Here is an 18952-nt window from a genome sequence, read left to right on the forward strand (position 1 = left end):
CGTCCCATAGGGTCGATGCAGTCGGGGAAGAATACGAAATGAAAAATAAATAGATAAAAACATAAACTGTATCCGGTATTGGACGATTAGATGACAAATAAAACAGTTTTACTCACCTTAATACACTTATAGGAAAGGGATGGGGAGAGAGTATTTCGTCTGCATGTCGGAAGAAAACAGACGCACATTCCTCAAGACGGTCGGCGTAGCCGTTGGAGCAGCGGGACTTACCGGAACCGGTGTCGCCCTCGCACAGGAAGACGACGATAGTGACGATGGCGACGAGACGGGCGACGTCGGTAGTTGGACGAGTTTCCGTGGCGGGTCCGCACGAACCGGAGCAACCGACGACGACGGTCCTGCCCCATATGCCACGACGGACTGGTCGATGGACGCGGGCGGCGCACTGCGCGTCGGCACTCGCTCGTACGTCGTCGAGCCAGTCCTCCACGACGGGACGCTGTACCTCGCAGTCGCTACGGATACCGGAACGTACGCGAGCGACGGGTTCATCGCCGCCTACGATCCGGAGACGGGTGACGAACTGTGGAAACACACTGACCTTCCGGCACCGAAAACACCCACTGTTGGCAATGGGACGCTGTACTTCGGAATCGACGTTCCGGGAAGCCAAGCAGGGAGGCCGGAAAACACCCTGTTCGCACTTGATGCGGAGACGGGAGAGACGAAGTGGAGTCGCGGTGACCATGTCGAGTGGGAAGATCCGGTTCTCGTAGACGGCCATCTGTACACCGCCTACAGCGAGTATTCGAACGAATCCGGAACGGTCGCACTCGATCCGGAAACGGGAGACACCGTCTGGGAGACCAGCGACGTTAGCGGTGAAGTGTGCTACGCCGACGGCACGTTGTTCGTTAGAACCGGCACAGCCCTGAACGCGGATGATGGTTCGGTAAAGTGGACCCAAGAAATGGCATCGTTGGAAGCGGTTCACGACGGGCTCGTGTACGGTACCGCGCGACGGGACGAGGAACCGGGCTATCGACTCCATGCGTGGTCGGCCTCGGACGGAACCGAACAGTGGAAACAGATAATTCCCCGAGATCCGGGAGAGTACAAAATCACTAACCTCGCAATCGGAAACGGACAGGTGTTCGTTTTCACCCACGACGGTAATCCGGATGTGAGTTCGGACGACGTTCAGAAACTCCATGCGTTCGACGCCGAGACAGGCGCGCCGGAGTGGACGTTCGAGTCGTTCGCCTCGATGTACGGTGACCCGGTGGTCGCCGACGGAACCGTCTACCTCGGTGGGCGGTACGCCCCCGAATCTGAACCGGACCCAGTCCCGGCCAATTACAAGGCGTTCGTCTACGCTATCGACGCGGACTCCGGTGAGTCCGAGTGGAGCTACGTCCTCGACAGTCGAAACACCGCCAGTACCCCCGTCGCTTCGGACGGGAAGGTGTATGTCCCGACGTTCGAAGGGGACTCCCAATACGCCGAATACGTGGACTCGGAACTGTTCGTCCTCGAAGCGTGTAATGAGCGACCGGACGCCGACCACCGCATCGCAAGCGACTCGACCACTGATCCGGATGATGGAGAGGACGGTGACGCTGGCAACGGTGGCGATCAAGACGACGGGTCGAGCGACGACCAGCAGGGCGACAGCGACGAGAACGACTGCTGAGGGCGACCAACCGCCGGAAGCCTGCATCGAAGCGACGCCGAGCTTAGACGAAGTGGAAGCGGGCGACACGACACAGCCAGTGTCGTCGTATCGACTAACTGACCACTATTCCATTCGTTATTTACTTTTGAGAATGTTGAAAATTCTGTTCATTTAAAAGACATTTAACGCCAAGAATTGTTCAATTACTATAATTATAAGCAAGTATGCTCTATCGGAAACGGGGAATGCATGCCTTCGAATGATAGACGGACGTTCCTCAAGACGGTCGGTGTCGCAACTGGTGCAGTGAGCCTCACCGGAACCGGCATCGCTCTCGCACAGCAGGACGACAGCGACGCCAACGGTAGCAACGATAGCAACAACGCCGACAGTAGCAACGACCCGGCCGGATGGACGACCTATCACGGAAATCCGGGACGGACAGGTTTCACGGCAGATAGCGGCCCGGAGACGGACGTACAGACCGACTGGTCGATGGATTTGAACGGGAGCATGTGGAACCGGGAACCAGTCGTCGCGGACGGCGTCCTCTATCTCGTCGCGGATACCAGTTCAGCCCCGTCGGAAAGCAAGGGGTACATCCTCGCTTACGACCTCAAAGCGGGCGAAGAGAAGTGGCGACGGGATGACGTTCCGCAACCAAAGACGCCGACGGTCGGCGACGAATACGTCTACTTCGCCACGATAACCGACGACTATCCCGCCAACGACGAAGGTGGCCTCTTTGCACTCGACCGCGAAACCGGCGAGACGAAGTGGCACAAAACCGACTCCTACGAGTGGGAGAACCCGGTATTCGTCGACGGTCGGCTGTTCGCCGTCGATGAGGCGAAAGGGTACGGGTTCGCATTCGACGGCAAAACCGGCGATATCGTCTGGATGAACAAGGACGTCGGAACCGAACCCTGTTACGCCGACGCCACCGTCTTCTATCGGCAGGGTGCCGCGCTGAACGCCGACGACGGGACGGAGAAGTGGCGTATCGAGGACGAAAACGCCGATTTCACACTCCACGCGGCCACGGCAGACCGCGTGTACGGTATCAGAACCGACGAGTACGGCATCGCAGTGCAGGGTCGGTCGGCTTCGGACGGAACCGTCAAGTGGGCGTACCGCCCCGGCGTCAGCGACGACAAGCACGGGCGACTCGCTGTCGGCGACGGCTACGTGTTCCTCGCGGAGTACAACGACGGCGAACCCGACGGAATAACGGTCATGGACGCCGAAACGGGCGAACTCGTCTGGTCGGACGAGTTCGATATGGAGATAACCGGCGACCTTACCGTGGCTGACAACGCGCTGTACGTTCCCGGTAGAACCGGCGTCGATCTGCAGTACGGGGACGCGGTCGTTCTCGCGCTCAGCACCGCGGAACTCGAACGTGAGTGGCGATACACCTTCGGAAGTTGGGACTACGACGACGTCGGTCCCGCCGCCGACACGCCCGTCGTCGCGGATGGGAACGTCTACACGTCGACCTATCCGAAACATTCGACAACGTACTCCATGTACATCGACCACGCCGAGCTGTACGTTCTGGGTTCTGGCGACGATAGCTCGGACGATGGCTCCGGCGACGATGGCTCCGGCGACGAGGGTTCGGATGACGACCAAGGAGACGATTCGGGAGGTGACAAGGACGACTGTCAGTAGTTGACCTCTCGGCTGACTGCCGACTGCACCAACGCTTTTGTTCTCGGTACGCCTCTGAATACCCATGCGATTTGTTATCGTGGGTTCTGGACGAGTCGGATTACGAACCGCCCGAGTGTTGACCGAGGAGGGTCACGACCTCGTCATCGTCGAGGACGACCCGGACAAGGTCGAACGTGCGCGCAAGGAAGGGTTCGAGGTCATCGAAGGCGACGGGTCGGACGAGAACGTGCTGACCGAGGCCGGTCTCGACTCGGCCGACGCGATCGGTGGGTTAACCGGCGACCTGAACGTGAACTTCGCGGCATGTATGGTCGGGAAACATCACGGCTGTCGAACCGTCATGCGCATCGACGCGGATTATCGGGAAGACATCTACCACAAGTTCGCGGGCGACGTGGACGAAGTCATCTACCCCGAGCGCCTCGGCGCGGCTGGAGCGAAAACCGCCCTCCTCGGCGGCGATTTCGACGTTATCGCGGATTTGACGGCGAATTTGCAGTTGACGACGATAACCATTCCGGAGAACTCCCCCCTCGTCGGTACACACGTCATGGCAGTCGAGCTGCCGACCGACGCGCGAATATACGCCCACGGACGGTCACACGAACGGATGACGATACCGCTTCCCGGAACGGCGCTCGAAGGTGGCGACCGTGTCGCGCTCATCGCCGCACGGGATGCACTCCCGGCAGTGCGGGAACGATTACAAGGGTCAGCGTAGCTATCCGTTACCCGGTTCGTTTTGTACAACAGCTACCGAAGCCCATGGCTCTCGAATTCGGGATAAAGGAAAAACGATTGGGCAGCGCGGGATTCTAGGGTCGTCCGGGACGAGAACTTTCGTGGGGAGATTGGTGACACTGTAACGGGAAGCCAACCCGCCGCCAGAGCCCCCGGCCCCGCCGGAAACCCACCGCGAGACTGCGACACGCTTCGCGCCCGAGCCGTCGGGCGCAACTGTACGAAAGGCCGGACCCACCTTTGTTATGAACCGTTTGTCAGGGGTGTAGGCACCGTTTGCTGTTCTCAGGACACGTCTACGGCGGCGTAAGGGACAACCTTCGGAAAGGGGAGTGTCGAAATGGAGGTGGTAGGGAGCGGGGTCAGGGGAGGATGTGGGTGGTGTGTGCCGGGCGCGCGGAGTGGGAGGATGGGAGAGAGGTGTTGTGCGCGCCCGATTTCGACTGGGGTTGGCGACAACTTAAAACCGCGTCAGACGACCGTGAGACGCTTCCGATACCCACGATTTCATGGTCTCGGCGTGAGAGGGAATAGCCATGCACGGAACTGGCGTCCCACTGCTGACACCGTTCGATGATGCGGGCGACCTACAGGAATCCGAACTCCGCGAACTCGTGTCGTGGGTCGAAGACCGCGGGGTCGATTTCATCGTCCCTTGTGGGTCAAACAGCGAGGCGGAATTGATGAGTGTCGAGGAACGTGCCCGGGTAGTCGAAATCGTCGCCGAAGCGTCGAGCGTGCCGATACTCGCCGGAACGGGACATCCCGGCCTCCGGGAAACCATGCGCCAAACGACGCTCGCGGCGGAAGCGGGAGCCGACGCCGCCCTCGTGATAACGCCCTTTTACTTCGACCACGACGACGAGACGATGATCGACTACTATCACACCGTGGCCGACGAAAGTCCGATCCCGGTTTTCCTCTACAGCGTTCCGGCGTACACCGACGTCGCCCTCACACCGGAGGTGGTCGGCGAACTCGCCGACCACGAGAACATCGTCGGGATGAAAGATTCCAGTGGCGACTTGACGCGACTGCAACGAGAACGCGCTCGAACCGAGGACGCCGACTTCGACCTGCTCGTCGGGAGCGGTAGCATCTACGCCGCAGGACTCGACGCCGGTGCCGACGGCGGTGTTCTCGCGCTGGCGAACGTCGCACCGGAGCGTGCGAACGAGATCTATGAACTTCATCGGGGGGGGCACGACGAACAGGCCCGCCAGTTGAATGCCCGACTCGTCGAGTTGAATCGGGCAATCACGGCCCAATACGGCGTCCCGGGCGCGAAAGCGGTCATGAAAGCGCGTGGCGCACCCGCAGGTGCGCCGCGCCGACCGCACCGTTCGGTGAGTGACGTGGTTCGAGACGAACTCGAAGACCTGTCGCAGGTCGCGGAACACTGAGAGAAAGACACTTCGCAGTCGGGTGTCTGCTCTCGAATCGTGAGCACGGAGTCGGCTCGATCTACGACGGTCGCGTTTGGAACGGGAACGTCAGTGCTGGCAGTCGTGACGGTCCAACTGCTGGCGTTCTCGATTTCATTTTCGGTCGGCCGTCCCGAACTCTACGCCGTTTTCGCCGTCCTGAGCGCTGGTGGACTCGCCCTCGTCGGAGGACGCAGCACGTTCGGCATCCTTTCCACGACCCTCGGAACCGTACTCCTCGTGGCGCTCGCCCTCCCGCTTTTGATGCTCGTCGCTCGGCAGAGTCCCGCCTCCTTGCTAAACTCGGCGACCGACCCGAGCGTTCAACGGGCGCTTTTCCTCTCGGTGTACGCGCCCTTGCTCTCCGCGATGGCCGCGGTTACGCTGGGAGTTCCACTCGCCATCGTTCTCGCTCGCGGATTTCCAGGACAGCCACTGGTGGAAAGTCTCGTTGACCTGCCGCTGGTCGTTCCACACAGCGTGGCCGGACTCGCGGTGTTGTTCGCGTTCGGAAGGGGTGGAATCCTTCCCCGGACACGGGTGCTCGGAACGTTGTTCGGAATGGTGCTAGCGATGACGTTCGTCAGCGCTCCTTTCGCAGTGAACGCCGCCCGCGAGGGCTTCGAGCGCGTGGATTCGCGCGTCGAACGGGCCGCCAGAACCCTCGGCGCGGACGAATGGGAGACGTTTCGACGCGTGACAGCACCGCTGGCCGCCCGGAGTATCCTCACTGGCGGCGTTTTGGCGTGGGGGCGAGCGGTGTCCGAGTTCGGTGCCGTCGCCATCGTCGCTTACGGCGTGTCGGTGTTCTACCCGCCAGCGATGGAGCGCGTTTCCGGCGTCCAACATGCGCCGGTGTTCATCTACAACACGTTTCTCTCATCCGGGTTGGAGGCGAGCGGTTCGGTTGCGACTCTTCTGCTCGTTCTCTGTGTCGGGATTTTCCTACTGGTTCGGTCGCTCGCCTACGACCGTGGAGGATGGCCGTGACGGAGTCGGGGCTCGCCATCGACGTAAACGCGGCGTTCACCGCGGATGGTGCGACGTTTACGGTCGAAGCCGACGTGGATATGCCGGCAGGCGAAACGCTGGTCGTCCTCGGTCCGAGCGGGAGCGGAAAATCGCTCCTGCTGGAGGCGGTCGCAGGGTTTCATGATTACGACGGGAGCGTCTCGCTCGATGGGCGGGATATGAACGGACTCCCCCCGGAGAAACGTCGATTTGGATTCGTTTTTCAGGAGTACGCACTCTTCCCGCATCTCACCGTCGCCGAAAACGTCTCGTTCGGCGAGGAGTATCACGAAGAAACGCGTTCCCCCGACGAACTGCTTTCCACACTCGGCGTCTCGGACTTAGCGGGACGGTATCCAGAAACGCTATCGGGTGGGGAAAAGCAGCGAGTTGCGCTGGCCCGAGCGCTGCTCGTCCGGCCGGACGCATTTCTGTTGGACGAACCGCTTTCAGCGTTGGACGTGCCAACCCGCCAGTCGCTCCGTGAGGACTTGGCCGAACTGCTGGCCGACGAAACCGCGGTGTACGTCACCCACGATAGAACGACCGCGTGGGTTCTGGCCGACCGAATCGCAGTGATGCGTGATGGCAGTATCGAGCAGAAAGGAACGCCGGATGCGGTATTCGAGCGCCCGGCATCGTCGTTCGTCGCACGGTTCACCGGGAGCAACTGCCTCCCCCATCCCGAAAAAGGGAGGCCGATGGCGATCCGTCCGGAACACGTCGAACTCGGGAACAAAAATCCGGACGTTCACGCACGAGTTGTTCGCGTTCTGCCTGAAGACGGTCGATACCGCGTCGTGCTGACGGTCGGTGAAACTCGGTGTGATGCGTACACGACCACTTCATTGGATGTCGGCGAAACGATCGGTGTTACATTTCCGGGTGGAAAAACCCATCCACTGCCGTCCGACGATGGATAATTACAGGTAAAGCTACTTGGGGTTCCGACCGAATGCCACTCTAATGAATTGTATGGAATTCGATATACCGATCATCAAAGAGGGCATCGCCAATGCGTAGCCTATTCGGCAAATCAGTCGCCGCGGTGGTATCGTTGCTCGTCGTCAGCGCCAGTGGTCTCGGTGTGGCAGTCACGTCAGGCATGGTAACCGTCGGACAGCCAAGCGTCGAGAACGTCCGGACCGACTGGGGAACCGTGAATGCCGAGACGAGTGAAATCCAGACGGAAATCCGCTTGCACAATCCAAATTCGGTCGGAGTTCCGGACGTAGTAGATGTGAACTACGCAGTCGGAATGAACGACGTGACCGTCGCCGAAGGAACGAGCAAGGGTATCGGACTTCCCACTGGGGAATCAATGATAGCGATTTCGACTCGGATGGACAACGAGAAGATTCCAGCCTGGTGGGTAAGCCACATCAACAACGGTGAACGGACGACCGTGAGCATCGAACCGACTGTGAGCGTCCCGCTGTTCACGAAGAAACTACCAGCACAGAAGCGACCCTTCGAAACCGATCTGCTCAGCGCGTTCGAGAGCGACGAGACCCGGACCATGACTGCCGGTGACCGGACGGTGCTCCGTGTGATGAAAACCGACGCGGAGTGGGGGACAGCGACCGAGGCAAAAACCCCCCTCCACGTCACCGCAACGATCGAAAATCCGACCAGCGGGGAGGTCAGTTTCTCGCAACTCGGATACACCATCACGATGAACGACGTACGCATTGCCGAGGGGACAACCGACAGCGGAGTACACGTAACCCCCGGCGAGAAAACGTCGTTCGCGATCGACTCGATGTTCGATAACGGCAAGCTTCCGGCGTGGTGGGAGAGCCACGTGAAAAACGACGAACGGACCACGATGGACGTGCAGTTTTACGCCGTGGTAAAAGAGGACGGGGAGACGAAACGAGTCACGCTTCCGTTCCTGAGCAAGCGAGTCGTCTTCACCACCGACGTGTTGGGTGGTGGCAAAACCACGACGAAGACGGTGCCACGAACCGACACGACCGAGTTCGAGTCGCCGAAACTCCAATCGGTCGAGAGCGAGTGGGAAGTACCCGAAACCGGGAACACCGGAATCCGGACGCGTGCTGTGGTTGAAAACCCGAACGAGCCGGGATCCGTGTTCGCGGACCATCTCTCCGTCGATGCAAAGTATCGCGTACTGATGAACGAAATTCAGTTAGTCGAAGGTGAGACGAGTCAGGACATTGGCCCGGGGCGCACCGACCTCGAACTCTCCGGAGAGATCACCGACCGCGAAGTCCAACGCTGGTGGGTCAGCCACGTCAACAACGGTGAGAAAACGTCTCGCGTGGTCGAGCGCGACGTAACGGTCGATGCCGGGTTCGCTCGACTACCGGTCGGTGGCGAACCGGAGCGTGGAACGATCACGACCGATATGCTCGGCCCGGTCGATTCGAACTCGACGCTTCCGTTCTCGGTCGCCGGTCGGCAGGTCGGGAGCGTTTCGAACACGCAAGCAGAGTGGGGCGAAGCGACGATGGCCGAAACACCCATCGAGTCGTCCGCTACCGTGAAAAACGACCGAGGAGAGTCGATTCACATCACCGAAGTCGGCTATCGCGTGACGATGAACGACATCGTCCTCTCGGACGAATCGAAGGACGAGTCCATCGAAATCGAGCCACACAGCGAGACGACGATTCGAGACACCGTTCCCCTCGATAACTCGAAGCTGGGTGCGTGGTGGGAGACGCACCTCCGCCGTGGCGAGGAGAGCACGCTCTCGGTGTCCTACTATGTTATCGTGGAGTACAGTGGCTACACGGAGCGCGTCGAACTCGACGCGTTGAACTACGAGAAGACCGTGACGACGGACATCTTGGGCAACGAGTCGGCGTAAATCTCGACCGGCCGTGAGGGACGCCCGTCGGAACCCGCTATCGAAGCTGTACTGTTGATTTTATGAGATATGTCCCGCTGCACCCCAGTGTTCGACGACGACCGAAACGAGCCCTTTTCACCCTCGAACTCGCAGACCAATCCATGACATGGGGCGAGCTGTTCACCCGTGCTGCGGAGTTCGACACCGACCTCGAAACCGTTCGCGAGACGCTTTCGGAGCACCGGGATGAATAACCCGAATCCCGCCCGCATCGCCGTCGGGGCGGATGTGCTAGCTGCGGACCTGCTGGTCGGAGGAGATGCCCGTCAAACGATGAATATCGTCCGCGACCACTCGTGGGTGGAGTTCGTCGCCAGCGACGAACTCCTCACGGAAGCCGAGGCTGTCATTCGAGAACTCGCGGACGACGAACTGGCCCGCGACTGGCGCGAGAAAATCGAAGCGCTCCGAATCGAAGTCGAACAGTCGCCCGGCGACCACCCTGCCCTCGCCAGTGCGTACGCCGGAAACGCGGCACATATCATTTCCTACGACGATGACCTTCGAAGTGCGAAAACCGCGGCCACGCTTCAGGGACGGATTTCGGTCAGCGTCAAACGCCCCGATGGGTTCGTCGCGCTATTCGACCCCGAAAGCCTGTACGACGTGGTGGTCGGCGGGGAGTATCCGGGTCCGGATATGGAGTGGCGAGAGTAGCTTTGAGTTACGCAAAGTGCGTCGAAGGCCACAAAAAACACGTTTCGGTCAAAAACAATTCCCCAACCGATTCTCACCCGTTCGCTTTACCGCTCCGACAACCAATCCGCGAACTTCGCCAGCGCCCGCCCGCGATGTGAGATGGCGTTTTTCTCCTCGGTACTCATCTCAGCCATCGTCTTTCCCTCGTGTTCGAAGATCGGGTCGTAACCGAACCCGCCGTCACCACGTGGTGCAACGAGCGTGCCGGGCACCAAGCCTGAAAACGTCTTCGCGTTCTCGCCGTCGTAATACGCGACGATACAGCGAAAATGGGCACGACGGTTTTCTTCCTGTTCAGCGATTTGCCAGACACGCTCGACGCCGAGCGTGTCCTCAACATATGCCGAGTAGGGGCCCGGAAAGCCACCGATCGCGTCGATAAACAGGCCCGCGTCGTCCACGACCACCGGGTCCTCGCCGCCCGTCTCCTCATACGCTTCTCGCGCACCGTGAAGCGCGATTTCGGCGAGATCGTCGCTCTGAACTTCGGTGTAATCGTACTCGATTTGGCGAACCTCGTCGTCCAGATACTCACGTGCCTCGCGGACTTTCCCCTCGTTGCCGGTGACGAACCGAATCATGGCGAAAAGGGTGTTCCGCGAGCAAAAAGAGGCGTCGAATCGGCCGCGCCGAATCAGTCGTCGTCTACGATGACTTCGACGGGTTCGTCTTCGACGGCTTCGACATCCGGTCCGCTCCGCTCCTGCCAAAGCAGGACACCGGCGAGAGCGAGGACGAGCCACGAACGCCAGTTGGCGAGGTTGAGCGTGTAGCCGATGCCGAACGGTTTCTCGACCAGCATCCCTTCACCTGGTTTCCAGTAGGCGGACAGCATCCGCCCGACGCTCGGTCGTTCGAAGTTGTACGGCATGCCGAAGAGGGTTCCGGAGGTATCTTTGTCGGACATATGATAGCGAATGACCGCGTAAGTAATAGCGTTTGGGGCATTACGGTTGCGAGATGCAAATGGATCGGTTAGAGATCGAGGCGATCGGAGACGGTTTTGATGAAATGCTGACGACGGTTGCCGGGCGCATGCCGAGCGGGTGCAGTCAACCCGATACCGTCCACACCCGCTCGATCAGTCACAGTGACTCCATCCTAGTCCGTTCCGGAGATGCGCCGTCACTGATACCGTCCACGGCCTTCGATTTCGCGCAGTTGCGAAAGCACCTTGCTATCACCGGATTCCGAATACGCCGACTCGAACTCGCTCCATAGCGTTTCCGCGTCGTTCGAGGTTCCGGCAAGGCTCTGCGAGAAGACGTGCAGGTCCATCGCGTAATCTTCCACGTCGTCGGAGTAGTAGCCGAGTCCGAAATCGATGAAATACGTTCGCTCCGACGCACACCTGACGTTTCGTGTCGTCGGGTCGCCGTGGACGATTCCTGCACGATGCATCGCACCGAGGTGCCGACCCACGTCACGCACTCGCCGTGCAGACAGTTCCTCACGGAGGTCGGATTCACCGACATGTTGGAACTCGATGACTGCCTCCAGGGGGTCGACATCGTAGACGACCGGCGTCGGAACGCCGACTCGGCGGGCATCGCTCGTCAATCGCGCTTCGAGAGTCGTCCGTTCCTTGCGCAAGCGGGCGTCGAGCTGGGGATGGCGATAGGACTTCGACACCCTTCGTTTCGTCACGCGTTCTTCCCCCATCGAGACGGTAGCCTCCGCACCCCGGATTTCGCGCTCGCCGACGTTGCGAAACACTTCCTCACGGTCGGTTCGCCACGAGACGGCCACTTGGTCGGGACGGAAGTTCGAATCGACTGCCGAGTCGGTGAGTGGAATCGTGTCACCTGCGTCCAACATCTCTCGACCCAGCACCGCAATCATCCCGGCGTTGTCCCGCAGGAAGCGTGGTTCCGGCGCGTAGAACTTCGCGCCACGCTGGTCGCACATCTCCAGTAGCATCTCGCGGAGACGCGCGTTCTGGCCAACGCCACCGCCGAGGACGAGTTCGTCCCGACCCGTGAGCGAGAGCGCGCGCTCCGCCACCTCGGTAAGCATGGCGAAGATGTTCTCTTGCAGTGAAAAGCAAACGTCCTCGATAGCTTCGCCCGAATCGACCGCCTGTTTTGCCGCGCTCATGATGCCGGAAAAGGAGAAATCCATTCCCTTCACGACGTAGGGGAGGTCGATGTATTCGCCATCCTTCGCTGCCTCCTCTACCTTCGGTCCGCCAGGGTGTGACCACCCGACGTGGCGGGTGAACTTGTCGATGGCGTTACCGACGCCCGTGTCCATCGTCTCGCCGAGCACGCGGTATCGACCGTTTCGGTACCCCAATACGTGAGCGTTCGCGCCGCTGGCGTTCAAACAGATGGGTGAGTCGAACCCGGACTGCTGTCGCCCGATTTCGAGATGGGCGACCATGTGATTCACACCGATCAGTGGCACGTCCAACCGTCCCGCAAGCGCGCGTGCCGCAGTCCCGACGATTCTGAGACACGGGCCGAGCCCCGGCCCGCGCGAAAACGCGACCGCATCGATCGAACCGTCCGCTTCGGCCATCGCCGTCGCGATGACGCGTGGAATCGCGTCACTCATATGTTCGGCTGCCTCACGCGGATGGATACCGCCGCTCTCCGGTTGGTAGGCGTCGGTTTCTATAAAAACGGATTCGGTGTTCGTATCGTAGACAGCGTCAGAATCGGTCTCTGACGGATCGTCGTTCGATCCGGTCGAAAAGACCGCCGCGCTGGCCGCCCACGCAGTACCCTCAACGCCGAGGATTCGCATTTACTTCCACTCGGTGTAACTGCATTTGCCACAGTGAAGTCGGTCACCGTGGTCGGCAAGGAACGAGTCGCCACAGCGTGGGCACTGCTCCCGGTTAGTCGTGCCGTCGTCGTCGTAGAGTTCGTTACGCGCCATTATTCAGCCTCCTCCGCTTCAGGCTCGTTGTCGGCTTCGGCGTCCGAGTCCGCCGTGATCTTGTTTCGTTCGAGCATGTAGTCCTGTTCGACGTCACGCGCGTGCTCCGAGCTGTCGTAGACTTTCGCGTAGCCGACGGTTTTTCGCATGCCGAATTTCGTGCTCATTTCGTGAACGACGACTTCGTCCGCGTTTTTGTCGAGTTTCGCCGCGAGGCTGTCTCGAACGGAGAGACGCGAGGGGGTTGCCTCGTCGTGAACGATCTGGAACCGCACTTCAGTCCGGTGGAGCATTGGATTCTGCTCCTGTGAGAGGATTTCGACTTCCATGTGTAACACTCAGTTATACTCCTTTTCTCCCTGTAGCGTGTAAAAGGATTTCGAAGTGTGCGATTCATCCGTCCGATATCTACAGCGGAAGCCACGGAGAACGGATGTCGGAAGCCGGGAAGTGCCACCGTTCCTGCCCGCCCCTATCAACCCGATATTCGACAACCCCGTCGAACAACGGTGCGAGGTCGGTCACCAGTTCGTGGTCGTAGTCCCGTGGGAAGACGAAATGGCCCATTCCGTTCGCATCGCGAATCTGTTCGGTGACGACGCCGAGAAACTGGTGAACGAGATCCGGGCAGTACCGTTCGAGTAGCGATTCGAGCGAATCGAGCCCGACTCGGAGTTCACCCGGTTCGAGATCGTCTTCCGTTTCGATCGAAGTAATAGCGGACGAAACGGCGTTCGAGAGCTTCGGAACCCCCGCTTCGACGTGAACCGACGACGAAAACTCGGCATCCGATAATTCCGTTGCGTGTGTGATGATCACAGTTTCGTCGGCCGAGGCGACCGTCGGCAGTCGTTTCTCGACCGTGGTTCGAGACGACCCGGAGAGGGCGACGATGCGAAATCGACGTTCCTCGGGGTCGCCGAAGAACTTGCGACTGGCGCATGACAACACCGAATCCGGAACCGAGCCGACGAGGAGGAGATTGCAACCGTGGTGTTTCAACTGGTGGAGGATTTGAGAGAACTCCACAGCCACGTCATCACCGAGGCGGTCGCTACCCATTATGATACAATCTTCGGCAGCGGTAGATAAATTTTATTGCCTCGTCAGCTTATGAACGCCGTCCGTAATCGACGAGTGAGAAGAGCCGGTCGATATCGCCATCCATTCGGGCCAGGAGGTCCGAAACGTGGCTTTTGACGGATGGAGTCACGTCCACGAGAACCATGCCCTCGTCCGGTTGACCGTAGACGACGGTCCCTCCATCCGGGACTGCGAGTACGGCAGGTAATGCCGCGAGGTCCTCTTCGCCGTCAACGACGAGAACGGTCGCTTCGGGTGCGGCAATCGCATCGGTTAGCGCGGAGAGAAGAGCGTCGGTGAGCACTCCGGCCGGATTCGTGACCGTGACGTGGCGGGCGTCGTCGCTCACTGCATTCCGAATTTTCGGTTCGACCGTGTCGCGTTTCGTCAGCCCATCGACCAGCGCTACATTCGGCGTGACCCCGGCGGATTCGAGATGATACGTTACGACGTCGCCGACGGCGACGAGTGGACTGCCTGCGGAGTCCAGAAGCGTCTCTGCATCGGTGAAAATCGGACCGAGCGGTTCCTTGAGCTCACTTCGCAGTGCGCGAGGGAGCGAGACGACGGTGTCCGCCACGAGTCTATCTGACCTTCAGTGCGTAGCTTCCCGGCTCCGTGACTTGCATCTCCTGCCCGATCTCGCTCTCCTCGGGATGGGCGATGACGACGTAGCCGCTCCAGTCTTCCGTGAGACTGGTCGAATTGCACACCGAACAGATTTCCTCGTCCGCGTCCAGAACGGCGTGACAGTCGCGACAGGCGAGTCGGTTACTGGCCATGGTTACTCACTCTCGGTTGCCGGTTGGCGTTTTTCACGGTCCTCCTTCAGCCAGCCGTGTTTACCCAGCCCGACCTGCTTCGCCGTGAGGCCGATCTTGCTCTCGCGTGGGTTGCGCTCGTCGATGCTCTTCGTAACGATTCGTGCTCGAACCGAGTCACCGACACCGAGCGTACGGTTGGACTCGCGGGAGGCGAGTTGTTGGTTCTCTTCGTCGAATGCGAGATATTCGTCCGAAATCTGGGACACGTGGAGCAGTCCGTCTACCGGCCCGATGCCGACGAACGCACCGAAGTTGACGACTTCCACGACCTCTCCATCCACGACCTCCTGCATCTGGGGGTCGAATGTTACGGCGTCGAACTCCGCATCGTAGTAGACGCCCGGGCGGTTTGGAAGCACCGCACCTTGGCCGATATCGTGAACTTTGGTGACGCTGACGACACTGCCGACGTCTTCGTCCATCCGTCCTTCGAGCTTGTCCTGTAGTAGCCGCTGCACCAGCCCCGGCGTTACGTCCGCGAGGAACTGGGGAGGTACCTCGACCGTATCTTTCAGTCTAACCCGTTTGTACATGCTATGGTTGAGTGATTGCGAGTTTGTTCCCGCCCCTTATATGAATTACCGGAACGCCAGCGTCGAGCAGACGGTCCCGGAGGGGCGCGTCGTTCGTGACGACGAAGTCGAACTCGGGCGCGAGTTCGACTAATGCGTCGTCGGCGTACGATTCGTGATGATCGATGGGGTCACAGCGAGTCGCCAAGTCCGCGCCAACGGTGGCAGCGGTCGCTTCCGCGCCACCGCCCTGTGAAAGCCCGTCGAGTTCGGAGACGACAGCGCGAGGGACGACGCACTCGAACTGGCCTAACAGCCGGTCGAGTTCGTCGAACACCCTGATGTTAGATTCGACGGGCATCATGAGCGCGCTCGTATCCATGGCGACCGTGAGAGCCATCAGTTGGTAGTGAGCGTTCCGATTCCGATGAGTCGCCAACGGGCGCCGATACGCCGATTGATGGCGATTTTTGCGCCTTCCGGTGCGCAGACAGGACGTTTGAGTGCGACTTCACACTCGCCGTCGCGCGCACTGGTGACAGAACCGACGGTCGTCGCCGTGCCGACGGTCAGCATGAGTGGTTCGCCCGTGCTGATTTCGTCGATTTCCTCGTCATCCAAGCCGACGAGACGGTCGAGCAGGTCGATTTTCATCGTGAACTGCTCCCACGTCGGGGGAAGGCTACCGGGCGTTCCGGCGACCTGACCGGCCAGCGCATCACCTTTCGTGTAACTCGGGTCGAGTCCGGTTCCGACACCGAGCAGCCCACCGGGGGTGACCTCGTCCACCATTTCGCCGCCCGCCTGCAGCGAGCGAACGTCGGTCTCGATGGGTTCCCAATGGGTCTGTCCACCTTCGTCGATTTCGCGGCCAGGACGAAGTTCGAGTTCGTCACCGTCAGTGAGTTTCCCCTGCACGAGGCTGCCGCCGAGGACGCCACCGGTGAGTTTGTCCCACGTCGTTCCGGGCCGATTGATATCGAAACTGCGGGCGACGTACATCTGTGGGTCGTCTTCCGGGTCGCGCTCCGGTGTCGGGATCTCCTCCTCGATAGCCTGCATCAGCAGGTCGATGTTGACTTCCTGCTGGGCGCTGATCGGGACGACCGGTGCGTCTTCCGCGACGGTGCCTTCTACGAACTCCTGAATCTGTTCGTAGTTGCGCTCCACGCGGTCGCGGTCGACCAAGTCGATTTTGTTCTGTGCGATGACGATGTTCTCGATACCGATGATGTCGAGCGCCATCAGGTGCTCTTCGGTCTGGGCCTGCGGAACGGTTTCCGTGGCCGAGACGACGAGCACTGCGCCGTCCATCAGCGATGCGCCCGAGAGCATCGTCGCCATGAGCGTTTCGTGGCCGGGTGCGTCCACGAACGAAACTGTACGAATCGGTTCGCTGTCCGAACCATCAGGGCACGTCTCATCGACGGTGTAGCATTCCGGCGCGTCCACGCCCGGACACTGCCGGAACGTCGCGTCGGCGTAGCCGAGTCGAATCGAGATGCCCCGTTTCATCTCTTCGGAGTGCTGGTCGGTCCATTCGCCGGATAGCGCCTGCACGAGAGTCGTTTTCCCGTGATCGACGTGGCCGACGAGTCCGATGTTCACCTCCGGTTGGTTGTGTGTTCCTGTCAACGTTGACCTCCTGAGAGTAATTTGTCGTAGATTCGGCCCGAACGACTGATAAACCTACTGTTCTGGTATGGCGCGCGCTCGTGACAGAATAGTTTCAAAAATGCAGTTCACACAACGTTTTACTCACACCCCATCGTCGGTCCGAATATGAGCAGTGATACGCCGTTACAGGAGTGCGACGACTGTCTCGCTCCGGCGGAGGCGTTTTCGGTCATCGCCAACGAAACCCGACTTTCGATTCTGGAGGCGCTCTGGCAGGCACCTGAGCGCCCGGTTCGGTTCTCGGAACTGCGTAAGGACGTCGGAATGCGTGACAGCGCTCAGTTCAACTACCATCTCCAGCAGTTGGCCGACCACTTCGTTGTTCAAACCGACGAGGGCTACGACTTCCGACAGGCCGGGAAGAAGGTCGTCAGCGCAATTTTGGCCGGATCCTTCAACGAACATCCCAGGCGAGATCCGATCGAACTGGACGAGACCTGTACGAATTGTAACATTCACCTGCAGGCAACCTACGAGGACGAAACGCTGGTCATCGCGTGTCCCGACTGCACGAAACTCCACGGAAGCTATCCCTTCCCACCGGGAGGATTGAACGACCGGACGGACGACGAAATCATGGACGCGTTCAACCAACGCGTTCGCCACCTCCACTGTCTCGCCGCCGACGGCGTCTGCCCGGAGTGTAACGGGAAGATGGGGACGACCGTGACCCATGACACGGAAGACGTTCTCGGGACCGAAGTTCGAGTGAACCATCGTTGTGAGCAGTGTCGCCACCAACTTCGTTCGACGGTCGGGCTGTCGCTTCTCGACCAATCGCAGGTCGTCACCTTCTACAGCGACCACGGAACCGACCTCTGTACGAAACCGTTCTGGGCACTCCCGTGGTGCGTGAGCGACGAACACACCACGATACGCTCGGACGGTCCATGGGAGATCGAAGTCACGATTCCCCTTGCGGACGACGAACTACGCGTCGTCGTTGACGGCGACCTGAACGTCGTCGAAATCGGGCGTTGTCGCGGGGGACAGACGGACGAAAATACCACCGTGACGGATACAGACACTGCGGCAAACGGAACCGAGTGAACGCGGCAAAAGCAAGTAATTGCGGGGGAAGAAAACGAGTGAGAGAGGATTGGTGCGGTCAATGAACACGTGGATGGCGACTGAACGAGCACTATTAGACAGCGAAGTTACAGTACCGCGTTTCAGTAGCACGTTCTACATAATTGTATTTCAGCTAACATTTTTACAGGGTGGCGTTTTCCATTCGATCGAGGAGAACAACCATGAAATACGAAACAAACAGCCTCCCTGAACGGACGCCAACCCTCGATGCAGTTCGCCGAGCACTCGTCGTACTGCTCGCACTCGCGCTTGGCGGTAGTGCGGTCGTCGTCATTGCCTTCGCCTACATTTATGGTGCAGAACTGCTCGGGGGCAATCTGGCGGTGATACTCGTCTGTTGGGTCGCGAGCATCGGTATCGCCGTGATGCTCCCGTTTCTCGTCGTTCGGACGGTGAGTAGGATTCTTCAGAAACTCGAATCGTAACGATTTCGCTCGGAGTTTCGAATCCTACACGAACGACTATTGAAATCCGTCACCAATACCCGTTTGGGGGGAACGAGATTGTGTGATTCACGGGGGAAGGACGCCTCGATCGAGAAACGAGAACCGACCAGCGGGAAACGTCCGTCGAGGAACGAACCTGAGCAAAAGGAGGCGCATGGACGAGCGAAAGGCGGGGGTATCATCACCCGGGCGAAAACCCGCCTCGCGTCCCTGCTCGAGACGCCCGGTGAAAACGGCCGCCAAGAGCCCGAACCGACGATGCGGATCGGAACCTGGGAATCGAGAATCCGAGGGAGAGGGACAAACAAGACGGAACCCGAACAGGAAACGGACGATTCCGTCCGCGCCGACGACTGACGCGGGCTTTTT

The 18952-nt window shown here is 59.8% G+C and carries 22 protein-coding genes; 11 read left to right on the forward strand and 11 right to left on the reverse strand.

The genetic code is table 11. From position 1 onward, the window contains the following. Window positions 1-163: 163 nt before the first annotated feature. The 8 genes from OOF89_RS04515 (at window position 164) to OOF89_RS04550 (ending at window position 10024) form a co-directional block, all read left to right on the forward strand. The gene (locus tag OOF89_RS04515) at window positions 164-1654 is read left to right on the forward strand and encodes a PQQ-binding-like beta-propeller repeat protein (RefSeq protein ID WP_266078853.1); all 1491 of its coding nucleotides are present in this window, start codon (window positions 164-166) and stop codon (window positions 1652-1654) included. Window positions 1655-1885: 231 nt separating this feature from the next. Further along, window positions 1886-3310, forward strand: coding sequence for an outer membrane protein assembly factor BamB family protein (locus tag OOF89_RS04520; RefSeq protein WP_266078854.1), 1425 nt, complete (start codon window positions 1886-1888; stop codon window positions 3308-3310). A 64-nt stretch (window positions 3311-3374) separates the two neighbouring features. After that, on the forward strand, window positions 3375-4034 hold the full coding sequence (locus OOF89_RS04525; RefSeq protein ID WP_266078855.1) for a potassium channel family protein: 660 nt from the start codon (window positions 3375-3377) through the stop codon (window positions 4032-4034). Window positions 4035-4590: 556 nt separating this feature from the next. Next, a complete protein-coding gene (locus OOF89_RS04530) occupies window positions 4591-5457 on the forward strand; it encodes a dihydrodipicolinate synthase family protein (protein WP_266078857.1) in 867 nt (288 codons plus the stop codon). A gap of 39 nt (window positions 5458-5496) precedes the next feature. Beyond that, a complete protein-coding gene (locus OOF89_RS04535) occupies window positions 5497-6468 on the forward strand; it encodes an ABC transporter permease (protein WP_266078859.1) in 972 nt (323 codons plus the stop codon). Continuing rightward, a complete protein-coding gene (locus tag OOF89_RS04540) occupies window positions 6465-7412 on the forward strand; it encodes an ABC transporter ATP-binding protein (RefSeq protein WP_266078860.1) in 948 nt (315 codons plus the stop codon). The genes OOF89_RS04535 and OOF89_RS04540 overlap by 4 nt, the downstream gene beginning before the upstream one ends. Before the next feature lie 92 nt (window positions 7413-7504). Further along, on the forward strand, window positions 7505-9325 hold the full coding sequence (locus OOF89_RS04545; RefSeq protein WP_266078861.1) for an LEA type 2 family protein: 1821 nt from the start codon (window positions 7505-7507) through the stop codon (window positions 9323-9325). Window positions 9326-9553: 228 nt separating this feature from the next. After that, entirely contained in the window at window positions 9554-10024 is a 471-nt protein-coding gene (locus tag OOF89_RS04550; RefSeq protein WP_266078862.1) for a DUF7384 family protein, read from the forward strand. A gap of 86 nt (window positions 10025-10110) precedes the next feature. Here the strand turns inward: OOF89_RS04550 and OOF89_RS04555 are convergent, their stop codons facing one another. The 11 genes from OOF89_RS04555 to OOF89_RS04605 form a co-directional block, all read right to left on the reverse strand. Beyond that, window positions 10111-10647 carry an XTP/dITP diphosphatase gene (locus OOF89_RS04555; protein ID WP_266078863.1) on the reverse strand — a complete coding sequence of 179 codons (537 nt, stop codon included), beginning with the start codon at window positions 10645-10647 and terminating at the stop codon, window positions 10111-10113. A gap of 53 nt (window positions 10648-10700) precedes the next feature. Continuing rightward, window positions 10701-10973 (reverse strand): DUF5808 domain-containing protein, encoded by a 273-nt coding sequence (locus OOF89_RS04560; RefSeq protein WP_266078864.1) that lies wholly within the window; start codon window positions 10971-10973, stop codon window positions 10701-10703. 218 nt (window positions 10974-11191) lie between these two features. Beyond that, window positions 11192-12814 (reverse strand): bifunctional N(6)-L-threonylcarbamoyladenine synthase/serine/threonine protein kinase, encoded by a 1623-nt coding sequence (locus OOF89_RS04565; RefSeq protein ID WP_266078865.1) that lies wholly within the window; start codon window positions 12812-12814, stop codon window positions 11192-11194. Next, entirely contained in the window at window positions 12815-12949 is a 135-nt protein-coding gene (locus OOF89_RS04570) for a 30S ribosomal protein S27ae (protein WP_266078866.1), read from the reverse strand. Next, the gene (locus OOF89_RS04575; protein WP_266078867.1) at window positions 12949-13278 is read right to left on the reverse strand and encodes a 30S ribosomal protein S24e; all 330 of its coding nucleotides are present in this window, start codon (window positions 13276-13278) and stop codon (window positions 12949-12951) included. Before OOF89_RS04575 ends, OOF89_RS04570 begins: the two co-directional genes overlap by 1 nt. Before the next feature lie 79 nt (window positions 13279-13357). After that, entirely contained in the window at window positions 13358-14011 is a 654-nt protein-coding gene (locus OOF89_RS04580) for a DUF7504 family protein (RefSeq protein ID WP_266078868.1), read from the reverse strand. A gap of 49 nt (window positions 14012-14060) precedes the next feature. Then, window positions 14061-14612, reverse strand: a complete 552-nt coding sequence (locus OOF89_RS04585) for a GTP-dependent dephospho-CoA kinase family protein (RefSeq protein WP_266078869.1) — start codon at window positions 14610-14612, stop codon at window positions 14061-14063. A gap of 4 nt (window positions 14613-14616) precedes the next feature. Then, the gene (gene spt4 / locus OOF89_RS04590; protein ID WP_266078870.1) at window positions 14617-14814 is read right to left on the reverse strand and encodes a transcription elongation factor subunit Spt4; all 198 of its coding nucleotides are present in this window, start codon (window positions 14812-14814) and stop codon (window positions 14617-14619) included. Between the two features lie 2 nt (window positions 14815-14816). After that, complete coding sequence (locus tag OOF89_RS04595) at window positions 14817-15389, reverse strand: DNA-directed RNA polymerase (RefSeq protein ID WP_266078871.1); 573 nt, start codon at window positions 15387-15389, stop codon at window positions 14817-14819. A 1-nt stretch (window position 15390) separates the two neighbouring features. Next, a complete protein-coding gene (locus OOF89_RS04600; protein WP_266078872.1) occupies window positions 15391-15768 on the reverse strand; it encodes a PIN domain-containing protein in 378 nt (125 codons plus the stop codon). Continuing rightward, on the reverse strand, window positions 15768-17003 hold the full coding sequence (locus OOF89_RS04605) for a translation initiation factor IF-2 subunit gamma (protein WP_266078873.1): 1236 nt from the start codon (window positions 17001-17003) through the stop codon (window positions 15768-15770). The genes OOF89_RS04600 and OOF89_RS04605 overlap by 1 nt, the downstream gene beginning before the upstream one ends. Before the next feature lie 147 nt (window positions 17004-17150). Here OOF89_RS04605 and OOF89_RS04610 point away from each other — a divergent pair, with 147 nt between their 5' ends. The 3 genes from OOF89_RS04610 to OOF89_RS04620 all read left to right on the forward strand — a co-directional run bounded on the left by OOF89_RS04610 (window position 17151) and on the right by OOF89_RS04620 (window position 18940). Continuing rightward, on the forward strand, window positions 17151-18095 hold the full coding sequence (locus OOF89_RS04610) for a winged helix-turn-helix domain-containing protein (protein ID WP_266078874.1): 945 nt from the start codon (window positions 17151-17153) through the stop codon (window positions 18093-18095). A 203-nt stretch (window positions 18096-18298) separates the two neighbouring features. Continuing rightward, a complete protein-coding gene (locus OOF89_RS04615; protein WP_266078875.1) occupies window positions 18299-18562 on the forward strand; it encodes a hypothetical protein in 264 nt (87 codons plus the stop codon). A 78-nt stretch (window positions 18563-18640) separates the two neighbouring features. Next, on the forward strand, window positions 18641-18940 hold the full coding sequence (locus OOF89_RS04620; RefSeq protein ID WP_266078876.1) for a hypothetical protein: 300 nt from the start codon (window positions 18641-18643) through the stop codon (window positions 18938-18940). The last annotated feature ends 12 nt before the right edge of the window (window positions 18941-18952 follow it).

The organism is Haladaptatus caseinilyticus, from assembly GCF_026248685.1.
Classification (GTDB): Archaea; Halobacteriota; Halobacteria; order Halobacteriales; family Haladaptataceae; genus Haladaptatus; species Haladaptatus caseinilyticus.